Consider the following 17341-nt stretch of genomic DNA (forward strand, 5'->3'; position numbering starts at 1 on the left):
CGATAATGATCGTTAAACCGCGTTTGGCCGCCCCCAATCTGCTTTTCTGCGATACAATAGCCAGACGTTATGTATCGGAGAGTCTGGCATGTCACACCCTGCGCTAACGCAACTGCGTGCGCTGCGCTATTTTGAAAACATTCCCGCGCTTGACCCGGAGCAACTGGACTGGTTGCTGCTGGAAGATTCCATGACGAAACGCTTTGAGCAACAGGGGAAAAAAGTCACGGTAACGCTGATTCAGGAAGGGTTCGTCTCGCCTGATGACGTCGCCAGTGAACTGCCGCTGCTGCCAAAAGAAGATCGTTACTGGCTGCGTGAAATTTTACTCTGCGCCGATGGTGAACCCTGGCTTGCCGGGCGGACCGTGGTCCCTGAATCTACCCTGTGCGGCCCGGAGCTGGCGCTGCAACAGCTGGGTAAAACCCCGCTGGGACGCTATCTTTTTACGTCGTCTGAGCTTACCCGTGATTTTATTGAAATTGGTCGCAATGCAGACCTGTGGGGACGCCGTTCCCGCCTGCGCTTAAGCGGCAAGCCGCTCATGCTGACAGAACTCTTTTTGCCTGCATCGCCGTTGTACTAAGAGGATATGAAAATGGAGTGGAGTCTGACGCAGGATAAGCTGCTGGCTTTTCACCGCTTGATGCGTACCGATAAACCCATCGGCACCTTTTTGTTGCTGTGGCCGACGCTATGGGCGCTGTGGGTTGCCACCCCTGGTTTACCGCCGCTGTGGATCCTGGCAGTGTTTGTCGCAGGCGTCTGGCTGATGCGTGCCGCGGGCTGCGTGGTTAACGATTATGCCGACCGCAAGTTTGACGGCCACGTGAAACGCACCGCCAACCGCCCGATGCCGAGCGGTCAGGTGTCGGAAAAAGAGGCCCGCACCCTGTTTGTGGTGCTGGTGCTCCTCGCGTTTCTGCTGGTTTTAACGCTCAACACCATGACGATTTTACTCTCAGTCGCAGCACTGGCGCTGGCGTGGGTGTATCCGTTTATGAAGCGCTATACCCATCTGCCGCAGGTGGTGCTGGGCGCGGCCTTTGGCTGGTCAATTCCGATGGCGTTTGCCGCCGTCAGTGAATCTGTGCCCCTGAGCTGCTGGCTGATGTTCCTCGCTAACATTCTATGGGCGGTGGCGTACGACACCCAGTATGCGATGGTCGACCGCGATGACGATCTGAAAATTGGCATCAAATCGACGGCGATTCTGTTTGGCCGCCACGACAAGCTGATCATCGGGATATTGCAGGTCGCGGTGTTAGGGCTGATGGTACTGATTGGTTATCTGAACGCTCTGAACTGGGAATTTTACTGGTCCGTGCTGGTGGCGGGGATGCTATTTGCATATCAGCAAAAGCTAATTGCGAATCGCGAGCGTGAAGCCTGTTTCAAAGCGTTTTTGAACAACAACTATGTTGGGCTGGTGCTGTTTTTAGGGCTGGCGATGAGCTATTTTTCCTGAAAAAAATGCCCGGCAGCGCTAACGCTCACCGGGCATATATCTGATGCATATGTGTAAGCCGGGAAAGGCGAAACCGCCTCCCGGCTTTTTTATGTCACTCGTCCTGCGTTGCGCTTTCAATGGTCAAACGCACGTCCGACGTAATCAGCTCGGCCAGCATCTGATAAACCTTCATCGTCTCTTCAGGTTCCGCATCGCCGGTATCGCTGATATAGCCTTCATCGCGCAGCGTCAGTACCAGTGAGCTAAACACCGCTTTATCGAAGAACTCTGGTGCGTTAATGCCGTGCAGCACGGATAAACGCTGAGCCAGCGTGCGGCTCTCTTTTTCCAGGGTACCACGGTTGATGGACGGGTTCGCGCTCAACAGCCAGAAGGTGATCGCGTAGCGCTGCAATGTTTCACGTGCACCGGCTGCCAGCAGCTGCAGCGTGCGGGAACGTGACGGGTTGATATGCAGCTCGTCATCTTTGACGGTCAACAGACCCTGACGCAACAGCTCAGCAGTCAGTTTTTCCAGCTCAACGGCCACTTCATCTTTGCTCCAGCTCAGGAACAGCTCTTCTTTCAGCATCGGATAAAGCGTCTCAACATGGCGCAGCAGTTCCTGACGGGAAATGCGGCGATGCTGAGTGATGATGGCTGCCATCAGCGACGGCAACATCAGCATATGCGTGATGTTGTTACGATAGTAGGTCATCAGCACTGCCTGCTCGCGCGGCAGAATGATGATGTCCCCGATGGTGTCCTTCTCAACTTCGAACTTGTTCATCTGCAGCGCGTGGTCGATCAACTGACTGGCGGTGGCAGACGGAACGGTGGAATCCGCTGAGTACGGGACATTACGCATAATATCCAGATAGCAATCGAGCTGTTCGGTCAGCTGTTCGCGCGTCAGCGAACGCTGGCGTGAGGCTAACAGTGCCGTGACGCACAGGTTCATGGCGTTGGCCGCCCCGGCGTTGTTAATACGCACCATCAGATCGGCCGCGATATTATTCACTGTTGGCGTCAGCCACGCAGGGCGAATCGCTTCGATTGGGTCGATAGATTCGCGCCACTCCGGCACGTGCTGGTTCAGATAGGTCATCAGCGGCAGCGGTTCGCCAAAGTTCACGTAACCCTGGCCGAGATTGCGCAGCTTGCTCAGGCCTTTCAGCATCTGAGGCAGGCTCTCTTTCTCTTTGGTCGCACCGCGCAGCTCTTTGGCGTAAGTGCCCACTTCCATGACGTGCTCGTAACCGATGTAGATCGGCACCAGCGTAATCGGACGCGTACCGCCGCGCAGCATCGCCTGAATGGTCATCGACAGAGTACCGGTTTTCGGGTCCAGAAGACGGCCCGTACGGGAACGCCCCCCTTCGACGAAATACTCAACGGAATAGCCACGGCTAAACAGCTCGCCCAGATATTCGCGGAACACCGTGGAGTAGAGCTTGTTGCCTTTGAAGGTACGACGAATAAAGAACGCACCCAGACGGCGGAAAATCGGGCCGGCTGGCCAGAAATTCAGGTTGATACCGGCCGCGATATGCGGTGGTACCAGCCCCTGGTGATACAGCACGTATGACAGCAGCAGGTAGTCCATGTGGCTGCGGTGGCAAGGCACATAGACGATTTCGTGGCCGTCGTGGGCAAGCTGACGCACGCGCTCGGCGTTATGGACATTAATCCCCTGATACAGACGGTTCCAGGTGAAGCTCAGGATACGGTCGGAGAGACGGATCATCTCGTAGGAGAAGTTGGCCGCAATCTCCTCCATCAGGGCGATGGCGTTTTGCTGGGCTTTCTCGTGAGAGATTTTCTTGCTGCGCGCTTCGTCTTCAACCGCGCGGGCAATGGCTTTAGATGCCAGCAATTTGTTGAACAGGTCCTGGCGTGCAGGCAGGCGCGGGCCAACGGCAGCCAGACGCTGACGGGCAAAGTGCATACGCGCGACGCGAGCCAGTTTCTGGGCGATGATTTTATCCGTCCCGTGCTCATCCGCCATGCGGCGCAGGGAGACGGAAGGGGAGAAACGCACAAAGCTGTCGCGGCCTAACCATGAGACGGCAAAGAACTTCTGGATGCCGTTCAGCATACGCAGTGGTGGGTTTTCCTCGCCTTTCTGACGGCCAGGACGACGACCAAACATCACCGACACCGGCACCATCTGGACATCCAGACTTGGGTTGCTGCGGTGCAGATCGAGGTAGTCGTGGAACAGCTTGATGGACTCTTCTTTTGGCGTGTAATAGGTGAACACGCGCGGCCCGCCGTGAATAAACACGTAGCGCGGCAGCAGAGTTCCGTCGACCTCAAGGGGTTCGAGCGGATCGGGCAAGTCATGCGCCAGACATTGGGCGCGGAGCGTCAGTAAGTCTGCCTTCGAGTTGTAAGGCAAAACGTACATAATAGGGCGCGAGGTATCGAGCCCTAATTCCAGCGCAGGTTCCGCCGGGATAGACTTACTTTTTACCAGGACGCTTAATGGTAAATTAAGTAATTTGTAGTAAATTCGTGGCCAGCCGGACATAAACGATGTAAAGCCTCTGGTTAATAATGCAATTGCGGCGCAAGGATAACAGAAAGCGCGCAAAATTTCTGTTGTTACCGGTCATACTTCAGGCTGTATTGCTACGTGCTACAGCTATAGTTACTGACGCTAAATCTAAGAAAAGGTTCTTTTAATGGCCAATAATACCACTGGGTTAACCCGAATCATCAAAGCTGCCGGATATTCATGGAAAGGTTTCCGCGCCGCATGGATCAATGAGGCCGCTTTCCGCCAGGAAGGGGTTGCTGCGGTTGTTGCGGTGATCATCGCCTGTTTTCTGGATGTCGACCCGATAACCCGCGTATTGCTCATTGGTTCAGTCCTTCTGGTGATGATAGTGGAAATTCTCAACAGCGCTATTGAAGCGGTGGTGGATCGCATCGGTTCTGATTTCCATGAGCTGTCGGGCCGTGCGAAGGACATGGGTTCTGCCGCTGTGCTGCTGGCGATTATCATCGCAGCCATCACCTGGGGCACGCTTCTTTGGTCACATTTTCGATAAGGCTTCAGGAATCCAATAAGTCTCTGGTTTTTTGTGCAGTTTTTGATTCCAAAATCACCTTTGACTGTATATACTCACAGCATAACTGTATATACACCCAGGGGGCGGAATGAAAGCGTTAACGGCCAGACAGCAAGAGGTGTTTGATCTCATTCGAGATCATATCAGCCAGACGGGAATGCCACCGACGCGTGCGGAAATCGCGCAGCGCCTGGGCTTCCGTTCTCCAAATGCCGCTGAAGAGCATCTCAAAGCGCTGGCGCGTAAAGGCGTTCTTGAGATTGTCTCTGGTGCGTCACGCGGAATTCGCCTGCTGGTGGAAGAAGAAGAAGGTCTGCCACTTGTGGGGCGCGTCGCGGCGGGTGAGCCTTTGCTGGCACAGCAACATATTGAAGGTCACTATCAGGTCGATCCGGCCATGTTCAAGCCAAGTGCCGATTTCCTGCTGCGCGTCAGTGGGATGTCCATGAAAGACATCGGTATTCTGGACGGCGATCTGCTGGCGGTTCATAAAACGCAGGATGTGCGTAACGGGCAGGTTGTGGTTGCGCGTATCGACGACGAAGTGACCGTTAAGCGCCTGAAAAAACAGGGCAACACGGTTCAGCTGTTGCCAGAAAACAGCGAGTTTTCCCCGATTGTGGTGGATCTCCGCGAACAGGCTTTCTCTATTGAAGGTCTGGCTGTTGGTGTTATCCGCAACGGCGAATGGCTGTAATCTCTTACTGACAGGCTGTGGTCGCACCGCAGCCTGACTGTCTACTCTCAATTCCCGGTACTTTCTCATGTCTCTGCTGACAACCTCAGACAAGGCATTGTGGCGTCTTGCGCTGCCGATGATTTTCTCCAATATCACCGTTCCCCTGTTAGGGCTGGTGGATACGGCGGTGATTGGTCATTTGGATTCCCCTGTTTACCTCGGCGGCGTGGCCATTGGCGCGACGGCGACTAGTTTCCTCTTTATGCTGCTGCTCTTTTTACGCATGAGCACTACCGGGCTGACTGCCCAGGCGTTTGGTGCCAAAGATCCCATTCGACTTGCCCGTGCGCTGGTGCAGCCGCTGATCCTCGCCCTTGGCGCAGGGCTGCTGATTGTTTTGCTGCGCACGCCGCTCATCGATTTGGCTCTGCATGTCGTGGGCGGTAGTGAGGCGGTGCTGGAACAGGCGCGGCGCTTCCTCGAAATCCGCTGGCTCAGCGCACCGGCATCGCTGGCAAATCTGGTTCTGCTCGGCTGGTTGCTGGGTGTGCAGTACGCGCGTGCGCCGGTGATCCTGCTGGTGGTGGGCAATTTACTCAACATCGTGCTCGATCTGTGGCTGGTGATGGGTCTGCACATGAACGTGCAGGGGGCGGCGCTTGCAACGGTGGTCGCAGAGTACGGCACTTTCTTCATTGGCCTATGGATGGTGAAACGCGTGCTGGCCATGCGGGGAATCTCTCTCGCGATGCTCAAAACAGCGTGGCACGGCAACATCCGTAAACTGCTGGCGCTTAACCGCGACATCATGCTTCGCTCGCTGCTGCTGCAACTTTGCTTTGGCGCCTTAACGGTGTTCGGCGCGCGCCTGGGGCCAGAGATCGTGGCCGTAAACGCGGTGCTGATGACGCTACTGACATTTACCGCTTATGCGCTGGACGGTTTTGCCTATGCGGTGGAAGCCCATTCAGGCCAGGCTTATGGCGCTCGCGAGGCGGGGCAGTTGCAGGAGGTCTGGCGCGCGGCCTGCCGTCAGTCTGGGCTGGTGGCGCTGGTCTTCGCACTGATCTATGCCTTATTTGGCGGGCAGATTGTGGCGCTATTGACCTCGCTGCCTGAACTGAGAGAACTGGCTAATCACTACATCATCTGGCAGGTCGTGTTACCGGTGGTGGGGGTGTGGTGTTATCTGCTGGACGGTATGTTTATCGGCGCAACGCGCGGGGCGGAAATGCGCAACAGCATGGCAGTCGCGGCGGCCGGTTTCGCCCTGACGCTCTTCACGCTGCCCTGGCTCGGCAACCACGGTTTGTGGCTGGCGCTGGCGGTGTTCCTCGCCTTGCGTGGCCTGTCATTAGCGCTGATTTGGCGGCGCCACTGGCGCAATAACAGCTGGTTTAGCGGATAGCGTGATTTGACGAAACGGTTAAAGATTCTGAATCTCAACACGCATGCCGAATCCTTATCTACAATTATTATCACGTCCAGCAGAAATGAACGTAACGGACGACTCGAATTTACGTGATAACCGAACGATGAGGAATTGATTATGAATAAAGACGAAATCGGCGGTAACTGGAAACAGTTCAAAGGTAAAGCGAAAGAACAATGGGGTAAACTGACCGACGATGATGTGACCGTCATTGAAGGTAAACGCGAACAGCTGGTAGGTAAGATTCAGGAACGCTACGGCTACGCGAAAGATCAGGCGGAAAAAGAGGTTGTTGACTGGGAAAAACGCAACGACTACCGCTGGTAACAGAGTTCTACCCGTTGTACACGGAAGTACAATCCCTGAGGGCGGCCTAATGGCCGCCCGCTTCGTTTTTAGCGCGGTTTTTTCTTCACCAGAATGGAGTGATCGTGCTGACATTCACCCTGATGACGACAGGCTTCCACTTCGACACAGGCTGAACACAACCCGTGTGCTTCAATTACGTTATGGCGCAGGGCAAAGCCCATTTTAGCCGCCAGTGAATGCATAATATCTTCCACACCTTCCGCCCCCTCTTCTTTGACCGCGCCGCAGCGATCGCAGATAAACATGGCCGAGGTATGTGTTGGCTGATCGAACAGATGGCACAGCACATAGCTGTTAGTCGACTCAACCTTATGCACAAAGCCTTGCTCCAGCAGGAAATCCAGCGCGCGATAAACGGTTGGCGGTTTCGCCTGCGGCTCGCTTTCGCGAAGCAGATCGAGCAGATCGTAGGCGCTGATGGCACCGCGTTGCAGGCTCATCAGACGTAACACTTCAAGGCGCTGCGGGGTCAGGCGCACATTGCGTTGCGCACAGAGCTTTTCAGCTTGCGCTAGCAGATCTTGCATCGTGGTCTTATCCATATCGCACCTCGAATTATGGAGTCTGGAAAACCCTCACTTTACCATGTTCTGCTGAAAACGCCGAGATCCGCCACAGTTGTGCTATACCTGACCCATCGCCACACGGGAAAAATACAATGAAAAGACCTGATTGCATCCGGCACTGGCGCGACGTCGAAGGTGCCGACGACTCCACTTATCCAGACAGTGACGAACTTTTTGCTATCGGCGCACCGCTGGCCCGCAAACTGGGGCTTGGGCGGATCGGTATCCACCATGAACGCCTGCCGCCGGGCCGTCGCACCTCTTATCCGCACGCTGAAAGTGACGAAGAGGAGTTTATCTTTGTTATTGAGGGGTATCCCCAGGCGTGGATTAACGGATATTTATGGAAACTAGAGCCGGGCGACAGCGTCGGTTTTCCGGCCGGAACCGGCGTGTGCCACACCTTTATTAATAACACCGACGAAGAGGTGCGGCTGCTGGTGGTGGGCGAGGCAAACAAAAAACACAACCGCATCTATTACCCGCTCAACCCGGTCTACGCCGCCACCCGCGAGGACCGCTGGGTGGACCATCCGCCGCAATTTTTTGGCCCTCACGACGGAAAACCTGGGCGAAAATAATATCCTCTTCTATAAATATTGAGGGCCGTCACAAATTACAACAGGCCTCGCGGAAGATTTAACTTAGGGAACAGGCGTGTCTTTTTGATGTTATTCACAGCAATAGTTCGTCCCTGTATGGGTGATAACTGACAGGGGTTGTTTAATAACAGACTATAAAACGAGCATACTGTGAAAAAACATTTTAAATTTTCGGTGGTTAGCATCGCTGTCTCCCTGTTTATGGCAAACGAGGCGGGAGCAGCCAATACCTGGACAGAAGCGCGTAGCGACGCGATGGGCGGTACTGGCGTTGCATCAGGCAATTACGGTAGCGGAGCGTTTATTAACCCGGCACTGCTGGCAAAAGCAAAACCGGATGACGACATTACCGTTATTTTGCCTTCGGTCGGCGCACAGATTACCGACAAAGATAATCTGCAGGATCAGATCGACGATATTAGCGATAAAGTCGATTACTACGACGATGTGGTTAACAGCCTGACAGCGGCTGAGATCATCGCCAATCCTTTGGGATCTGTGAACCAGTTTCAGAGTGCCGCGAAAGATCTCGCTGACGAGCTGGACGATCTGAAAGGTAAAACCGCTCGCGCCACCGCCGGTGCCGGGATTGCGGTCAGCATTCCAAATAACGTGCTGGCGGTCGCCTTTGTGGCGAAAGGCAACGCTCACGCACGCGTAAGCTCCTCTATTGACCAGCAGGATATCGATTATCTGCGCAGCATCCAGAACAGCAAACTGGTGGCGGGCAGCGTCGCGCTTGATGCCGCTCTTAACGGTTCGGATGAAATCACCAAAAACCTCAACTCCACGGCCTCAGGCCGGGCGGCGATTGTCTCTGACTATGGCGTCGCGGTGGCCCGTCAGTTTGATATTGGCGATGTGCCGGTCTCGGTCGGTATCACGCCAAAACTGCAAAAAACCTGGCTCTACAACTACACCACCTCCATTTATACCTATGACAGCAGCGACTGGAACAGTAGCCGCTATCGCACGGATGATACTGGCTTTAACGTGGATGCCGGCGTGGCCGCCGATTTTGGCGAGAACTGGACGGTGGGCTTGAGCGGGCAGAACCTGATGTCGCGCGATATCGATACCAAAGATATCCGTATCCGCAACGGCCGCACGGGTGACGTGGTGAGCTACAAAGATACCTACCAGATCCGTCCGCTGGTGACTGCGGGCGTGGCCTGGCATAACGATCTGGTAACCCTGACCGCCGATGGCGATCTGACTGAAACCAAAGGCTTCAAGAGCGAAGATAACTCTCAGTACGTCGGCGTCGGCGCCGAGGTCACTCCGCTCAGCTGGCTGGCGGTGCGCGCCGGTTATCGCGCGGACGTGAAGGACAACGACAGCAACGTCTTCACCGGCGGTGTTGGCTTTGCGCCGTTCAACGCGGTCCATGTGGATCTGATGGGTCTGTACGGCGAGGACAAAACCTGGGGGGCAGGCGCGCAGCTGAGCGTCACCTTCTAAGACGACCGGAGGCCATGCGCCTCCGGCTTTTCTTTGTGCTATAGTAGCGCCCCTTTTCCACCACATGCTTAAAACTTCGCCATGTCGTCAGAACTACAGTCCGATTTCCCTGCACACCGTTTTTCCATCGCGCCGATGCTCGACTGGACCGACAGACACTGCCGCTATTTCCTGCGTCAGCTCTCTCGCCACACGCTGCTGTACACCGAAATGGTCACCACCGGGGCGATCATTCACGGAAAGGGCGACTATCTGGCCTATAGCGAAGAAGAGCATCCGGTAGCGTTGCAGCTTGGTGGCAGCGATCCGGCGGCGCTGGCGCATTGTGCAAAACTGGCGCAAGAGCGTGGGTACAACGAAATTAACCTCAACGTCGGTTGCCCGTCCGATCGCGTGCAGAACGGCATGTTCGGCGCGTGCCTGATGGGGAATGCCCAACTGGTGGCAGATTGCGTCAAAGCGATGCGCGATGTGGTGTCGATTCCGGTGACGGTCAAAACCCGTATCGGCATCGACGATCAGGACAGCTACGAATTCCTGTGCGATTTCATCGACACTGTATCCGGGAAGGGCGAGTGCGAGATGTTTATTATCCACGCGCGTAAAGCCTGGTTGTCCGGTCTTAGTCCAAAAGAGAACCGTGAAATTCCGCCGCTGGACTACCCGCGCGTGTATCAGCTGAAGCGTGATTTCCCGCATCTGACAATGTCGATTAACGGCGGTATCAAGTCTCTCGACGAAGCCAAAGCCCATTTAGAACATATGGATGGCGTTATGGTCGGCCGCGAGGCGTATCAAAATCCGGGCATTCTGGCCTCGGTGGATCGCGAGATCTTTGGCATTGAGCGCGCCGATAACGATCCGGTGGCCGTGGTGCGTGCCATGTACCCGTACATCGAACGTGAGCTGAGCAATGGCACCTATCTGGGCCATGTGACGCGTCATATGCTCGGGTTGTTCCAGGGCATTCCAGGGGCGCGTCAGTGGCGTCGCTACCTGAGTGAAAACGCGCATAAAGCCGGGGCGGATATCGAAGTCCTTGAGCAGGCCCTGCGTCTGGTCGCTGACAAGCGATAATTATCACTAAAAGTTCGTCAAATTCACCACGCCCTGCGAATGTTCGCGGGGCGTTTTGTTTTAAATTCAATAAGTTAAATTTGGCACGTTTCTTGTAATAGTCACTACATCTTTATGGTATTGACGTGGGAGAGAGCCATGCTGGAATTGCTGTTTGTGATTGGATTTTTTGTCATGCTGATGGCGACCGGAATTTCGCTGCTTGGCATTCTGGCGGCACTGGTTGTGGCGACGGTGGTGATGTTTATCGGTGGGCTGTTTGCACTGATGCTAAAACTGCTGCCGTGGTTGCTGTTGGCGGTCGCCGTGGTGTGGGTGATTCGGGCGATAAAAGCGCCAAAAGTCCCACAGTATCAGCGCAATAACCGCTTTCGTTACTAAGGTATTGAGGTCTTCGTCACATACCTGCAACTTTTCCGGCAGCGATGCTTAGAACAGAATAGGATTTACTTATCGAATCTGTCACTATTGCCGCCGTTAAAGAATTCATCGAGCTGTACCCTACATACAGCCGAACTAAAAAAAGAAAGGGCTTCCTACGGGAAGCCCTAATTCTTTTTAAGGGATCAGCAAACTCGATCCCTGCGTCACACGACTCTCCAGCACTTCATGCGCACGCTGTGCATCATTCAGCGGGTATTTCTGCGCCTCAGCCACGTCCACTTTAATCACGCCGCTGGCGATCAGCGAAAATAGCTCATTGCTGGCTTCTGTCAGTTCGTCACGGGTGGTGATGTAACCTTGCAGGGAAGGGCGCGTCACGTACAGCGAGCCTTTCTGATTCAGAATACCCAAATTCACCCCGGTGACCGCGCCCGAGGCGTTGCCAAAGCTCACCATCAAACCCCGACGCTGCAGGCAGTCCAGCGACGCTTCCCAGGTGTCTTTCCCCACGGAGTCATACACCACGCGCAGTTTCTTGCCGCCGGTGATCTCTTTCACCCGCTCGGCGATGCTCTCTTCGCGATAGTTAATCACCTGCCACGCGCCAGCCTGTAACGCCCGCTGCGCTTTTTGCGCGCTGCCGACGGTACCGATCAGTTTTGCGCCCAGCGCTTTTGCCCACTGGCAGGCGATAAGCCCAACGCCACCCGCTGCGGCGTGGAACAGGAACTGCTCGTCAGGTTTGATTTCGTAGGTTTTGCGCAGCAGATAATAGACCGTCAGCCCTTTCAGGAAGGAGGCGGCGGCCTGTTCGAATGAGATCGCGTTCGGCAGAATGGCGGCCTTATCGGCGGGCACGTTGTGAATCGAACTGTACGCGCCCAACGGCGACTGGGCGTACACCACGCGATCGCCCTCTTTAATATGCTTCACGCCGCTGCCGATTTTAACCACGACACCCGCAGCCTCGGTCCCCAGACCGCTCGGCAGGGCTGGCGGTGGATAAAGCCCGCCACGAATATAGGTGTCGATATAGTTGATACCGATGGCCTTGTTTTCGACCTGGATTTCATTTTCCCCAGGCGGCGTGGGGGTAAACTCCACGGCCTTGAGGACTTCCGGACCACCATGCTTGTGAAATTCGATACGAGTTGCCACGTTGAACTCCTTTGTCGATTCATTTGCAGACGGTTATACTTCCCCGTCTCTCAATTTATGGTAATCCATTCACTATGGCAGGAAATAAACCCTTCAACAAACAGACTGAGCCTCGCGAGCGCGATTTGCAGGTCGCCGGACTCAAAGTCCCGCCGCACTCGATTGAAGCGGAACAGTCGGTGTTGGGCGGTTTAATGCTGGACAACGAGCGCTGGGACGATGTCGCCGAGCGCGTGGTATCCGACGATTTTTATACCCGTCCACACCGCCATATCTTTACCGAAATGGCGCGCCTGCAGGAAGCCGGTAGCCCGATTGACCTGATTACACTGGCGGAATCGCTGGAGCGTCAGGGGCAGCTGGATTCGGTCGGTGGATTTGCCTATCTGGCAGAGTTATCGAAAAACACGCCAAGTGCGGCGAACATCAGCGCTTATGCGGATATCGTGCGCGAACGCGCCGTTGTGCGCGAGATGATCGCCGTTGCGAACGAGATCGCCGAAGCGGGCTTTGATCCGCAGGGCCGCACCAGCGAAGATTTGCTGGACCTCGCCGAATCCCGCGTCTTCAAGATCGCCGAAAGCCGCGCCAACAAAGACGAAGGTCCGCGAAATATCGCCGACGTGCTCGACTCCACCGTCGCGCGTATCGAACAGCTTTTCCAGCAACCGCATGACGGCGTGACCGGCGTAAATACCGGTTACGACGATCTGAACAAAAAAACCGCCGGTTTGCAGCCGTCGGATCTGATTATCGTCGCGGCGCGTCCGTCGATGGGTAAAACCACATTTGCGATGAACCTCGTCGAAAACGCGGCGATGTTGCAGGATAAACCGGTGCTTATCTTCAGTCTTGAGATGCCATCGGACCAGATTATGATGCGTTCCCTGGCGTCCCTGTCGCGCGTGGATCAGACCCGTATTCGTACCGGTCAGCTTGACGATGAAGACTGGGCGCGCATTTCAGGCACCATGGGCATTCTGCTGGAAAAAAGGAACATCTATATCGATGACTCCTCCGGCCTGACGCCGACGGAAGTGCGCTCCCGTGCGCGCCGTATTGCCCGCGAACACGGCGGCATCGGCCTTATCATGATCGACTACCTGCAGCTGATGCGCGTGCCGTCGCTCTCCGATAACCGTACTCTGGAAATCGCAGAAATTTCTCGCTCACTCAAGGCGTTAGCCAAAGAGTTGCAGGTGCCCGTCGTGGCGCTGTCACAGCTTAACCGCTCCCTGGAACAACGTGCCGATAAGCGCCCGGTCAACTCCGACCTGCGTGAATCAGGCTCCATCGAGCAGGATGCCGACTTGATCATGTTCATCTACCGTGACGAGGTTTATCACGAGAACAGCGACATGAAAGGCATCGCGGAAATTATTATTGGTAAGCAGCGTAACGGCCCGATCGGGACGGTGCGTCTGACGTTTAACGGTCAGTGGTCGCGTTTTGATAATTATGCGGGGCCGCAGTACGACGACGAATAAATCCTCGCCATCCTTCGCGTCACAGCCACCGCCGCTGTAACGCAAATGATTTAGAGGATTGGATTTATTTCATTAAGGCAAGGAATTCGAATGCAAGCGGCAACTGTAGTCATTAACCGCCGCGCTCTGCGACACAACCTGCAACGTCTGCGTGAACTGGCGCCCGCCAGTAAGCTCGTTGCAGTCGTGAAAGCGAACGCTTACGGACACGGTCTTCTTGAGACCGCGCGAACGCTCCCTGATGCCGATGCCTTTGGCGTCGCCCGTCTCGAAGAAGCCCTGCACCTGCGCGCGGGCGGCATCACCCAGCCGATTCTGTTACTCGAAGGCTTTTTCGAAGCCGACGATCTGACGACGATTGCCGATCAGCATCTCCATACCGCCGTGCATAACGAAGAGCAGCTGGCCGCACTAGAAGCTGCGACCCTCAGCGAGCCGGTCACCGTGTGGATGAAACTCGACACTGGCATGCATCGTCTGGGCGTGCGCCCGGAGCAGGCAGAGGCGTTTTATCAGCGCCTGAGCCAGTGCAAAAACGTGCGTCAGCCGGTGAATATCGTCAGCCACTTTGCCCGTGCCGATGAGCCTGAATGCGGCGCCACGGAGCAGCAGCTCGACATCTTTAACACCTTCTGCGAAGGCAAACCGGGAATGCGCTCTATCGCGGCGTCCGGCGGTATTTTGCTCTGGCCGCAGTCGCACTTCGACTGGGCGCGTCCGGGCATTATTCTCTACGGGGTTTCGCCGCTGGAGAGCAAACCCTGGGGGCCTGATTTTGGCTTCCAGCCGGTGATGTCGCTGGTCTCCAGCCTGATTGCCGTGCGTGAGCATCAGGCGGGTGAACCGGTTGGCTACGGCGGCACCTGGGTGAGCGAGCGCGATACGCGTCTCGGCGTGGTGGCGATGGGCTACGGCGACGGTTATCCGCGCGCGGCACCGTCCGGTACGCCCGTGCTGGTGAATGGCCGTCAGGTGAAACTTGTCGGGCGTGTCGCGATGGACATGATTTGCGTCGATCTCGGGCCTGATGCCGCCGACAAAGCGGGCGATCCGGTCGTAATGTGGGGCGAAGGTTTACCCGTTGAGCGCATTGCTGAAATTACGAAAGTGAGTGCTTACGAACTTATCACGCGCCTCACGTCGCGGGTGGCGATGAAGTACGTCGATTAACGCCCATTGAGTGCCGGGTGGCGGCTTCGCCTCACCCGGCATGCACCTTGTGATGAACATCCCCTCGATCTTCTCGCGCTTCCGGTTTATTGTTGAAATCCCTGCCTGACAGATATCCGGAGATACATCGCGTGTTCCAGAAAGTTGACGCCTACGCCGGCGACCCCATTCTCTCCTTAATGGAGCGTTTCAAAGAAGATTCACGCAGCGACAAAGTGAACCTCAGCATCGGTCTTTACTACAACGAAGACGGCATCATTCCTCAGCTGCAGGCGGTGGCCGAAGCCGAAGCGCGTCTCAACGCGGTGCCGCACGGCGCCTCGCTCTATCTGCCGATGGAAGGGCTGAATACCTACCGCAACACCATTGCGCCGCTGCTGTTTGGTGCCGATCATGCGGTATTAACGCAAAAACGCGTCGCAACTATTCAGACGCTGGGCGGTTCCGGTGCGCTGAAAGTGGGCGCCGATTTTTTGAAAAAATACTTCCCCGATTCAGGCGTATGGGTCAGCGATCCGACCTGGGAAAACCACGTCGCGATTTTTGAAGGCGCGGGCTTTGCCGTCAGCACCTATCCGTGGTTCGACAACGACACCAAAGGTGTACGCGTTGAAGCGCTGCTGGAAAAACTGCACACCTTGCCGGAGCGCAGCATCGTCCTGCTGCACCCATGCTGCCACAACCCAACCGGTTCGGATCTGACCAACAGCCAGTGGGATGCGGTCATTGAGGTGCTGAAAGCGCGCAATCTGATCCCGTTCCTCGACATCGCCTATCAGGGCTTTGGCGCAGGCATGGAAGAGGACGCCTACGCGATCCGCGCAATTGCCAGCGCCGGGCTGCCAGCACTGGTGAGCAACTCCTTCTCGAAGATTTTCTCCCTGTACGGCGAGCGCGTCGGCGGGTTGTCGGTGGTCTGCGAAGACGAACAGGCAGCAGGCCGCGTGCTCGGCCAGCTCAAAGCCACCGTGCGTCGTATCTACTCCAGCCCGCCGGCTTTCGGTGCGCAGGTCGTGGCGACGGTTCTGGGCGATGAGGGCCTGAAAGCGACCTGGCTTGCTGAAGTGGAAGCGATGCGTACGCGTATTCTGGCGATGCGTCAGGCGCTGGTTAACGCCCTGAAAAGCGCGTTACCGGAGCATAACTTCGATTATCTGCTCAAGCAGCGCGGGATGTTCAGCTACACCGGGCTGAGCGCGCAGCAGGTCGATCGTCTGCGTGAAGAGTTTGGCGTCTATCTGATTGCCAGCGGCCGCATGTGTGTCGCAGGCCTGAATGCGCATAACGTTCAGCGCGTTGCACAGGCGTTTGCGGCTGTGATGTAAGCACTCACTTACTCTTTTGGGTTCGTCCCCTTTAACGCCCGGTGGCGCTGTGCGTACCGGGCCAACAACGGCGACCACGACCTGAATCGCAGGCCGGGTAAGGCGCAATGGCCACCCGGCTTTTTTGTTTTTCCCGCTTTGTGATATCCCTCCCTTTACCAGGGACAATCTGAAAAATTTCCTTTCCTTCGCCTGGCTCAGGGGTTAAGGTCTGATAGATTTTTGACCATTCGCTCAATTTAAAACGATAACAAACTGAATATTCAGGGGAATACATGCGCAAGATCACACTGGCGCTCAGCGCCGCCTGCTTATTGTTCTCGCTTAATAGTGCAGTCGGTGCCCGAGCCTCCGCACCAACGCCGCTTTACACCGGAACCACCGCCGCCATTCTGGCTGAACAAGCCCCCATTCACTGGGTCTCCGTGGCGCAAATTGAAAATAGCCTGATGGGCCGCGCGCCAATGGCTGTCGGTTTTGACATCGACGATACCGTCCTCTTTTCCAGCCCTGGCTTCTGGCGAGGCAAAAAAACCTACTCGCCTGAGAGCGAGGAGTATCTGAAGAACCCGGAATTCTGGGAAAAAATGAACAACGGCTGGGATGAATTCAGTATCCCGAAAGAGGTGGGTCGCGCACTGATTGCGATGCACGTAAAACGCGGCGACAGCATCTATTTCATCACCGGTCGCAGCCAGACCAAAACGGAAACCGTCACCAAAACCCTGCAGGGCGATTTTTCCATTCCGCCAGCGAATATGAATCCGGTAATTTTTGCCGGGGACAAGCACGGGCAAAACACCAAGACCCAGTGGCTGGAACAGAAAAATATCAAAGTGTTCTACGGCGATTCGGATAACGATATCTCTGCTGCGCGCGATGTCGGTGCCCGTGGCATCCGCGTTCTGCGCGCCTCTAACTCGACGTACCGCCCGCTGCCCATGGCTGGCTCTTTTGGCGAAGAGGTGATTGTTAATTCTGAATACTGATAATCGATGATTATTTGTACAAATCGGGCCTGCCCGGGTTTACCTTTTGTCGTCTTGCTGCACACTTAAAGAGGCAAGTCCTCAGGTCGCACTCAACCCACTCACAGGGGAGCAA

General features: G+C 55.7%; 17 protein-coding genes. 14 read left to right on the plus strand and 3 right to left on the minus strand.

The annotated features are described in order from the left end of the window. Positions 1–88: 88 nt before the first annotated feature. Both ubiC and ubiA read left to right on the plus strand, forming a co-directional pair. Entirely contained in the window at positions 89–586 is a 498-nt protein-coding gene (gene ubiC, locus F153LOC_RS19620; RefSeq protein WP_100778067.1) for a chorismate lyase, read from the plus strand. Positions 587–598: 12 nt separating this feature from the next. Continuing rightward, positions 599–1468, plus strand: coding sequence for a 4-hydroxybenzoate octaprenyltransferase (gene ubiA / locus F153LOC_RS19625; protein ID WP_100778066.1), 870 nt, complete (start codon positions 599–601; stop codon positions 1466–1468). A 94-nt stretch (positions 1469–1562) separates the two neighbouring features. On the opposite strand, the gene plsB is transcribed toward ubiA, so the two are convergent. Further along, entirely contained in the window at positions 1563–3983 is a 2421-nt protein-coding gene (plsB, locus tag F153LOC_RS19630) for a glycerol-3-phosphate 1-O-acyltransferase PlsB (protein ID WP_100778065.1), read from the minus strand. A 154-nt stretch (positions 3984–4137) separates the two neighbouring features. Here plsB and F153LOC_RS19635 point away from each other — a divergent pair, with 154 nt between their 5' ends. From F153LOC_RS19635 to F153LOC_RS19650, 4 genes are all read left to right on the plus strand, one after another. Continuing rightward, positions 4138–4506 carry a diacylglycerol kinase gene (locus tag F153LOC_RS19635; RefSeq protein ID WP_100778064.1) on the plus strand — a complete coding sequence of 123 codons (369 nt, stop codon included), beginning with the start codon at positions 4138–4140 and terminating at the stop codon, positions 4504–4506. A 109-nt stretch (positions 4507–4615) separates the two neighbouring features. Further along, positions 4616–5224 carry a transcriptional repressor LexA gene (lexA, locus tag F153LOC_RS19640; protein WP_100778063.1) on the plus strand — a complete coding sequence of 203 codons (609 nt, stop codon included), beginning with the start codon at positions 4616–4618 and terminating at the stop codon, positions 5222–5224. Positions 5225–5291: 67 nt separating this feature from the next. Continuing rightward, positions 5292–6614: an MATE family efflux transporter DinF gene (gene dinF, locus F153LOC_RS19645; protein WP_102105621.1), complete on the plus strand. Its 1323-nt coding sequence runs from the start codon at positions 5292–5294 to the stop codon at positions 6612–6614. Between the two features lie 141 nt (positions 6615–6755). Beyond that, entirely contained in the window at positions 6756–6965 is a 210-nt protein-coding gene (locus F153LOC_RS19650; RefSeq protein ID WP_095280331.1) for a CsbD family protein, read from the plus strand. A 68-nt stretch (positions 6966–7033) separates the two neighbouring features. Here the strand turns inward: F153LOC_RS19650 and zur are convergent, their stop codons facing one another. Continuing rightward, positions 7034–7549, minus strand: a complete 516-nt coding sequence (gene zur / locus F153LOC_RS19655) for a zinc uptake transcriptional repressor Zur (protein WP_100778061.1) — start codon at positions 7547–7549, stop codon at positions 7034–7036. Between the two features lie 116 nt (positions 7550–7665). Between zur and F153LOC_RS19660 the strand changes: the two genes are divergently transcribed. From F153LOC_RS19660 to pspG, 4 genes are all read left to right on the plus strand, one after another. Further along, entirely contained in the window at positions 7666–8154 is a 489-nt protein-coding gene (locus F153LOC_RS19660; protein ID WP_100778060.1) for a cupin domain-containing protein, read from the plus strand. A gap of 222 nt (positions 8155–8376) precedes the next feature. Then, positions 8377–9636 carry a conjugal transfer protein TraF gene (gene traF, locus F153LOC_RS19665; protein ID WP_228483554.1) on the plus strand — a complete coding sequence of 420 codons (1260 nt, stop codon included), beginning with the start codon at positions 8377–8379 and terminating at the stop codon, positions 9634–9636. A gap of 81 nt (positions 9637–9717) precedes the next feature. After that, complete coding sequence (gene dusA / locus F153LOC_RS19670) at positions 9718–10713, plus strand: tRNA dihydrouridine(20/20a) synthase DusA (RefSeq protein ID WP_102105619.1); 996 nt, start codon at positions 9718–9720, stop codon at positions 10711–10713. Between the two features lie 138 nt (positions 10714–10851). Next, positions 10852–11094, plus strand: coding sequence for an envelope stress response protein PspG (gene pspG, locus F153LOC_RS19675; protein WP_100778057.1), 243 nt, complete (start codon positions 10852–10854; stop codon positions 11092–11094). Between the two features lie 177 nt (positions 11095–11271). On the opposite strand, the gene F153LOC_RS19680 is transcribed toward pspG, so the two are convergent. Then, a complete protein-coding gene (locus tag F153LOC_RS19680; protein WP_102105618.1) occupies positions 11272–12255 on the minus strand; it encodes a quinone oxidoreductase in 984 nt (327 codons plus the stop codon). Positions 12256–12329: 74 nt separating this feature from the next. Between F153LOC_RS19680 and dnaB the strand changes: the two genes are divergently transcribed. From dnaB to aphA, 4 genes are all read left to right on the plus strand, one after another. After that, positions 12330–13742, plus strand: a complete 1413-nt coding sequence (dnaB, locus tag F153LOC_RS19685; RefSeq protein WP_100778055.1) for a replicative DNA helicase — start codon at positions 12330–12332, stop codon at positions 13740–13742. A gap of 90 nt (positions 13743–13832) precedes the next feature. Beyond that, positions 13833–14912 (plus strand): alanine racemase, encoded by a 1080-nt coding sequence (alr, locus tag F153LOC_RS19690; protein WP_102105617.1) that lies wholly within the window; start codon positions 13833–13835, stop codon positions 14910–14912. A gap of 131 nt (positions 14913–15043) precedes the next feature. Continuing rightward, positions 15044–16237: an aromatic amino acid transaminase gene (gene tyrB, locus F153LOC_RS19695; RefSeq protein ID WP_102105616.1), complete on the plus strand. Its 1194-nt coding sequence runs from the start codon at positions 15044–15046 to the stop codon at positions 16235–16237. A 275-nt stretch (positions 16238–16512) separates the two neighbouring features. Next, positions 16513–17226, plus strand: coding sequence for an acid phosphatase AphA (gene aphA / locus F153LOC_RS19700; RefSeq protein ID WP_102105615.1), 714 nt, complete (start codon positions 16513–16515; stop codon positions 17224–17226). Positions 17227–17341: the final 115 nt, after the last annotated feature.

The sequence above is a fragment of the Lelliottia sp. F153 genome (assembly GCF_002870005.1).
GTDB classification, from domain to species: Bacteria; Pseudomonadota; Gammaproteobacteria; order Enterobacterales; family Enterobacteriaceae; genus Enterobacter; species Enterobacter nimipressuralis.

Excerpts from the sequence above, each read along its gene's own strand:
- plsB (WP_100778065.1), bottom strand. The coding sequence starts at position 3,983 with ATGTCCGGCTGGCCACGAATTTACTACAAATTACTTAATTTACCATTA.
- ubiA (WP_100778066.1), top strand. The coding sequence starts at position 599 with ATGGAGTGGAGTCTGACGCAGGATAAGCTGCTGGCTTTTCACCGCTTG.
- F153LOC_RS19650 (WP_095280331.1), top strand. The coding sequence starts at position 6,756 with ATGAATAAAGACGAAATCGGCGGTAACTGGAAACAGTTCAAAGGTAAA.
- traF (WP_228483554.1), top strand. The coding sequence starts at position 8,377 with ATGGCAAACGAGGCGGGAGCAGCCAATACCTGGACAGAAGCGCGTAGC.
- dusA (WP_102105619.1), top strand. The coding sequence starts at position 9,718 with ATGTCGTCAGAACTACAGTCCGATTTCCCTGCACACCGTTTTTCCATC.
- ubiC (WP_100778067.1), top strand. The coding sequence starts at position 89 with ATGTCACACCCTGCGCTAACGCAACTGCGTGCGCTGCGCTATTTTGAA.
- F153LOC_RS19660 (WP_100778060.1), top strand. The coding sequence starts at position 7,666 with ATGAAAAGACCTGATTGCATCCGGCACTGGCGCGACGTCGAAGGTGCC.
- pspG (WP_100778057.1), top strand. The coding sequence starts at position 10,852 with ATGCTGGAATTGCTGTTTGTGATTGGATTTTTTGTCATGCTGATGGCG.
- dinF (WP_102105621.1), top strand. The coding sequence starts at position 5,292 with ATGTCTCTGCTGACAACCTCAGACAAGGCATTGTGGCGTCTTGCGCTG.
- dnaB (WP_100778055.1), top strand. The coding sequence starts at position 12,330 with ATGGCAGGAAATAAACCCTTCAACAAACAGACTGAGCCTCGCGAGCGC.
- aphA (WP_102105615.1), top strand. The coding sequence starts at position 16,513 with ATGCGCAAGATCACACTGGCGCTCAGCGCCGCCTGCTTATTGTTCTCG.
- alr (WP_102105617.1), top strand. The coding sequence starts at position 13,833 with ATGCAAGCGGCAACTGTAGTCATTAACCGCCGCGCTCTGCGACACAAC.
- lexA (WP_100778063.1), top strand. The coding sequence starts at position 4,616 with ATGAAAGCGTTAACGGCCAGACAGCAAGAGGTGTTTGATCTCATTCGA.
- F153LOC_RS19635 (WP_100778064.1), top strand. The coding sequence starts at position 4,138 with ATGGCCAATAATACCACTGGGTTAACCCGAATCATCAAAGCTGCCGGA.
- zur (WP_100778061.1), bottom strand. The coding sequence starts at position 7,549 with ATGGATAAGACCACGATGCAAGATCTGCTAGCGCAAGCTGAAAAGCTC.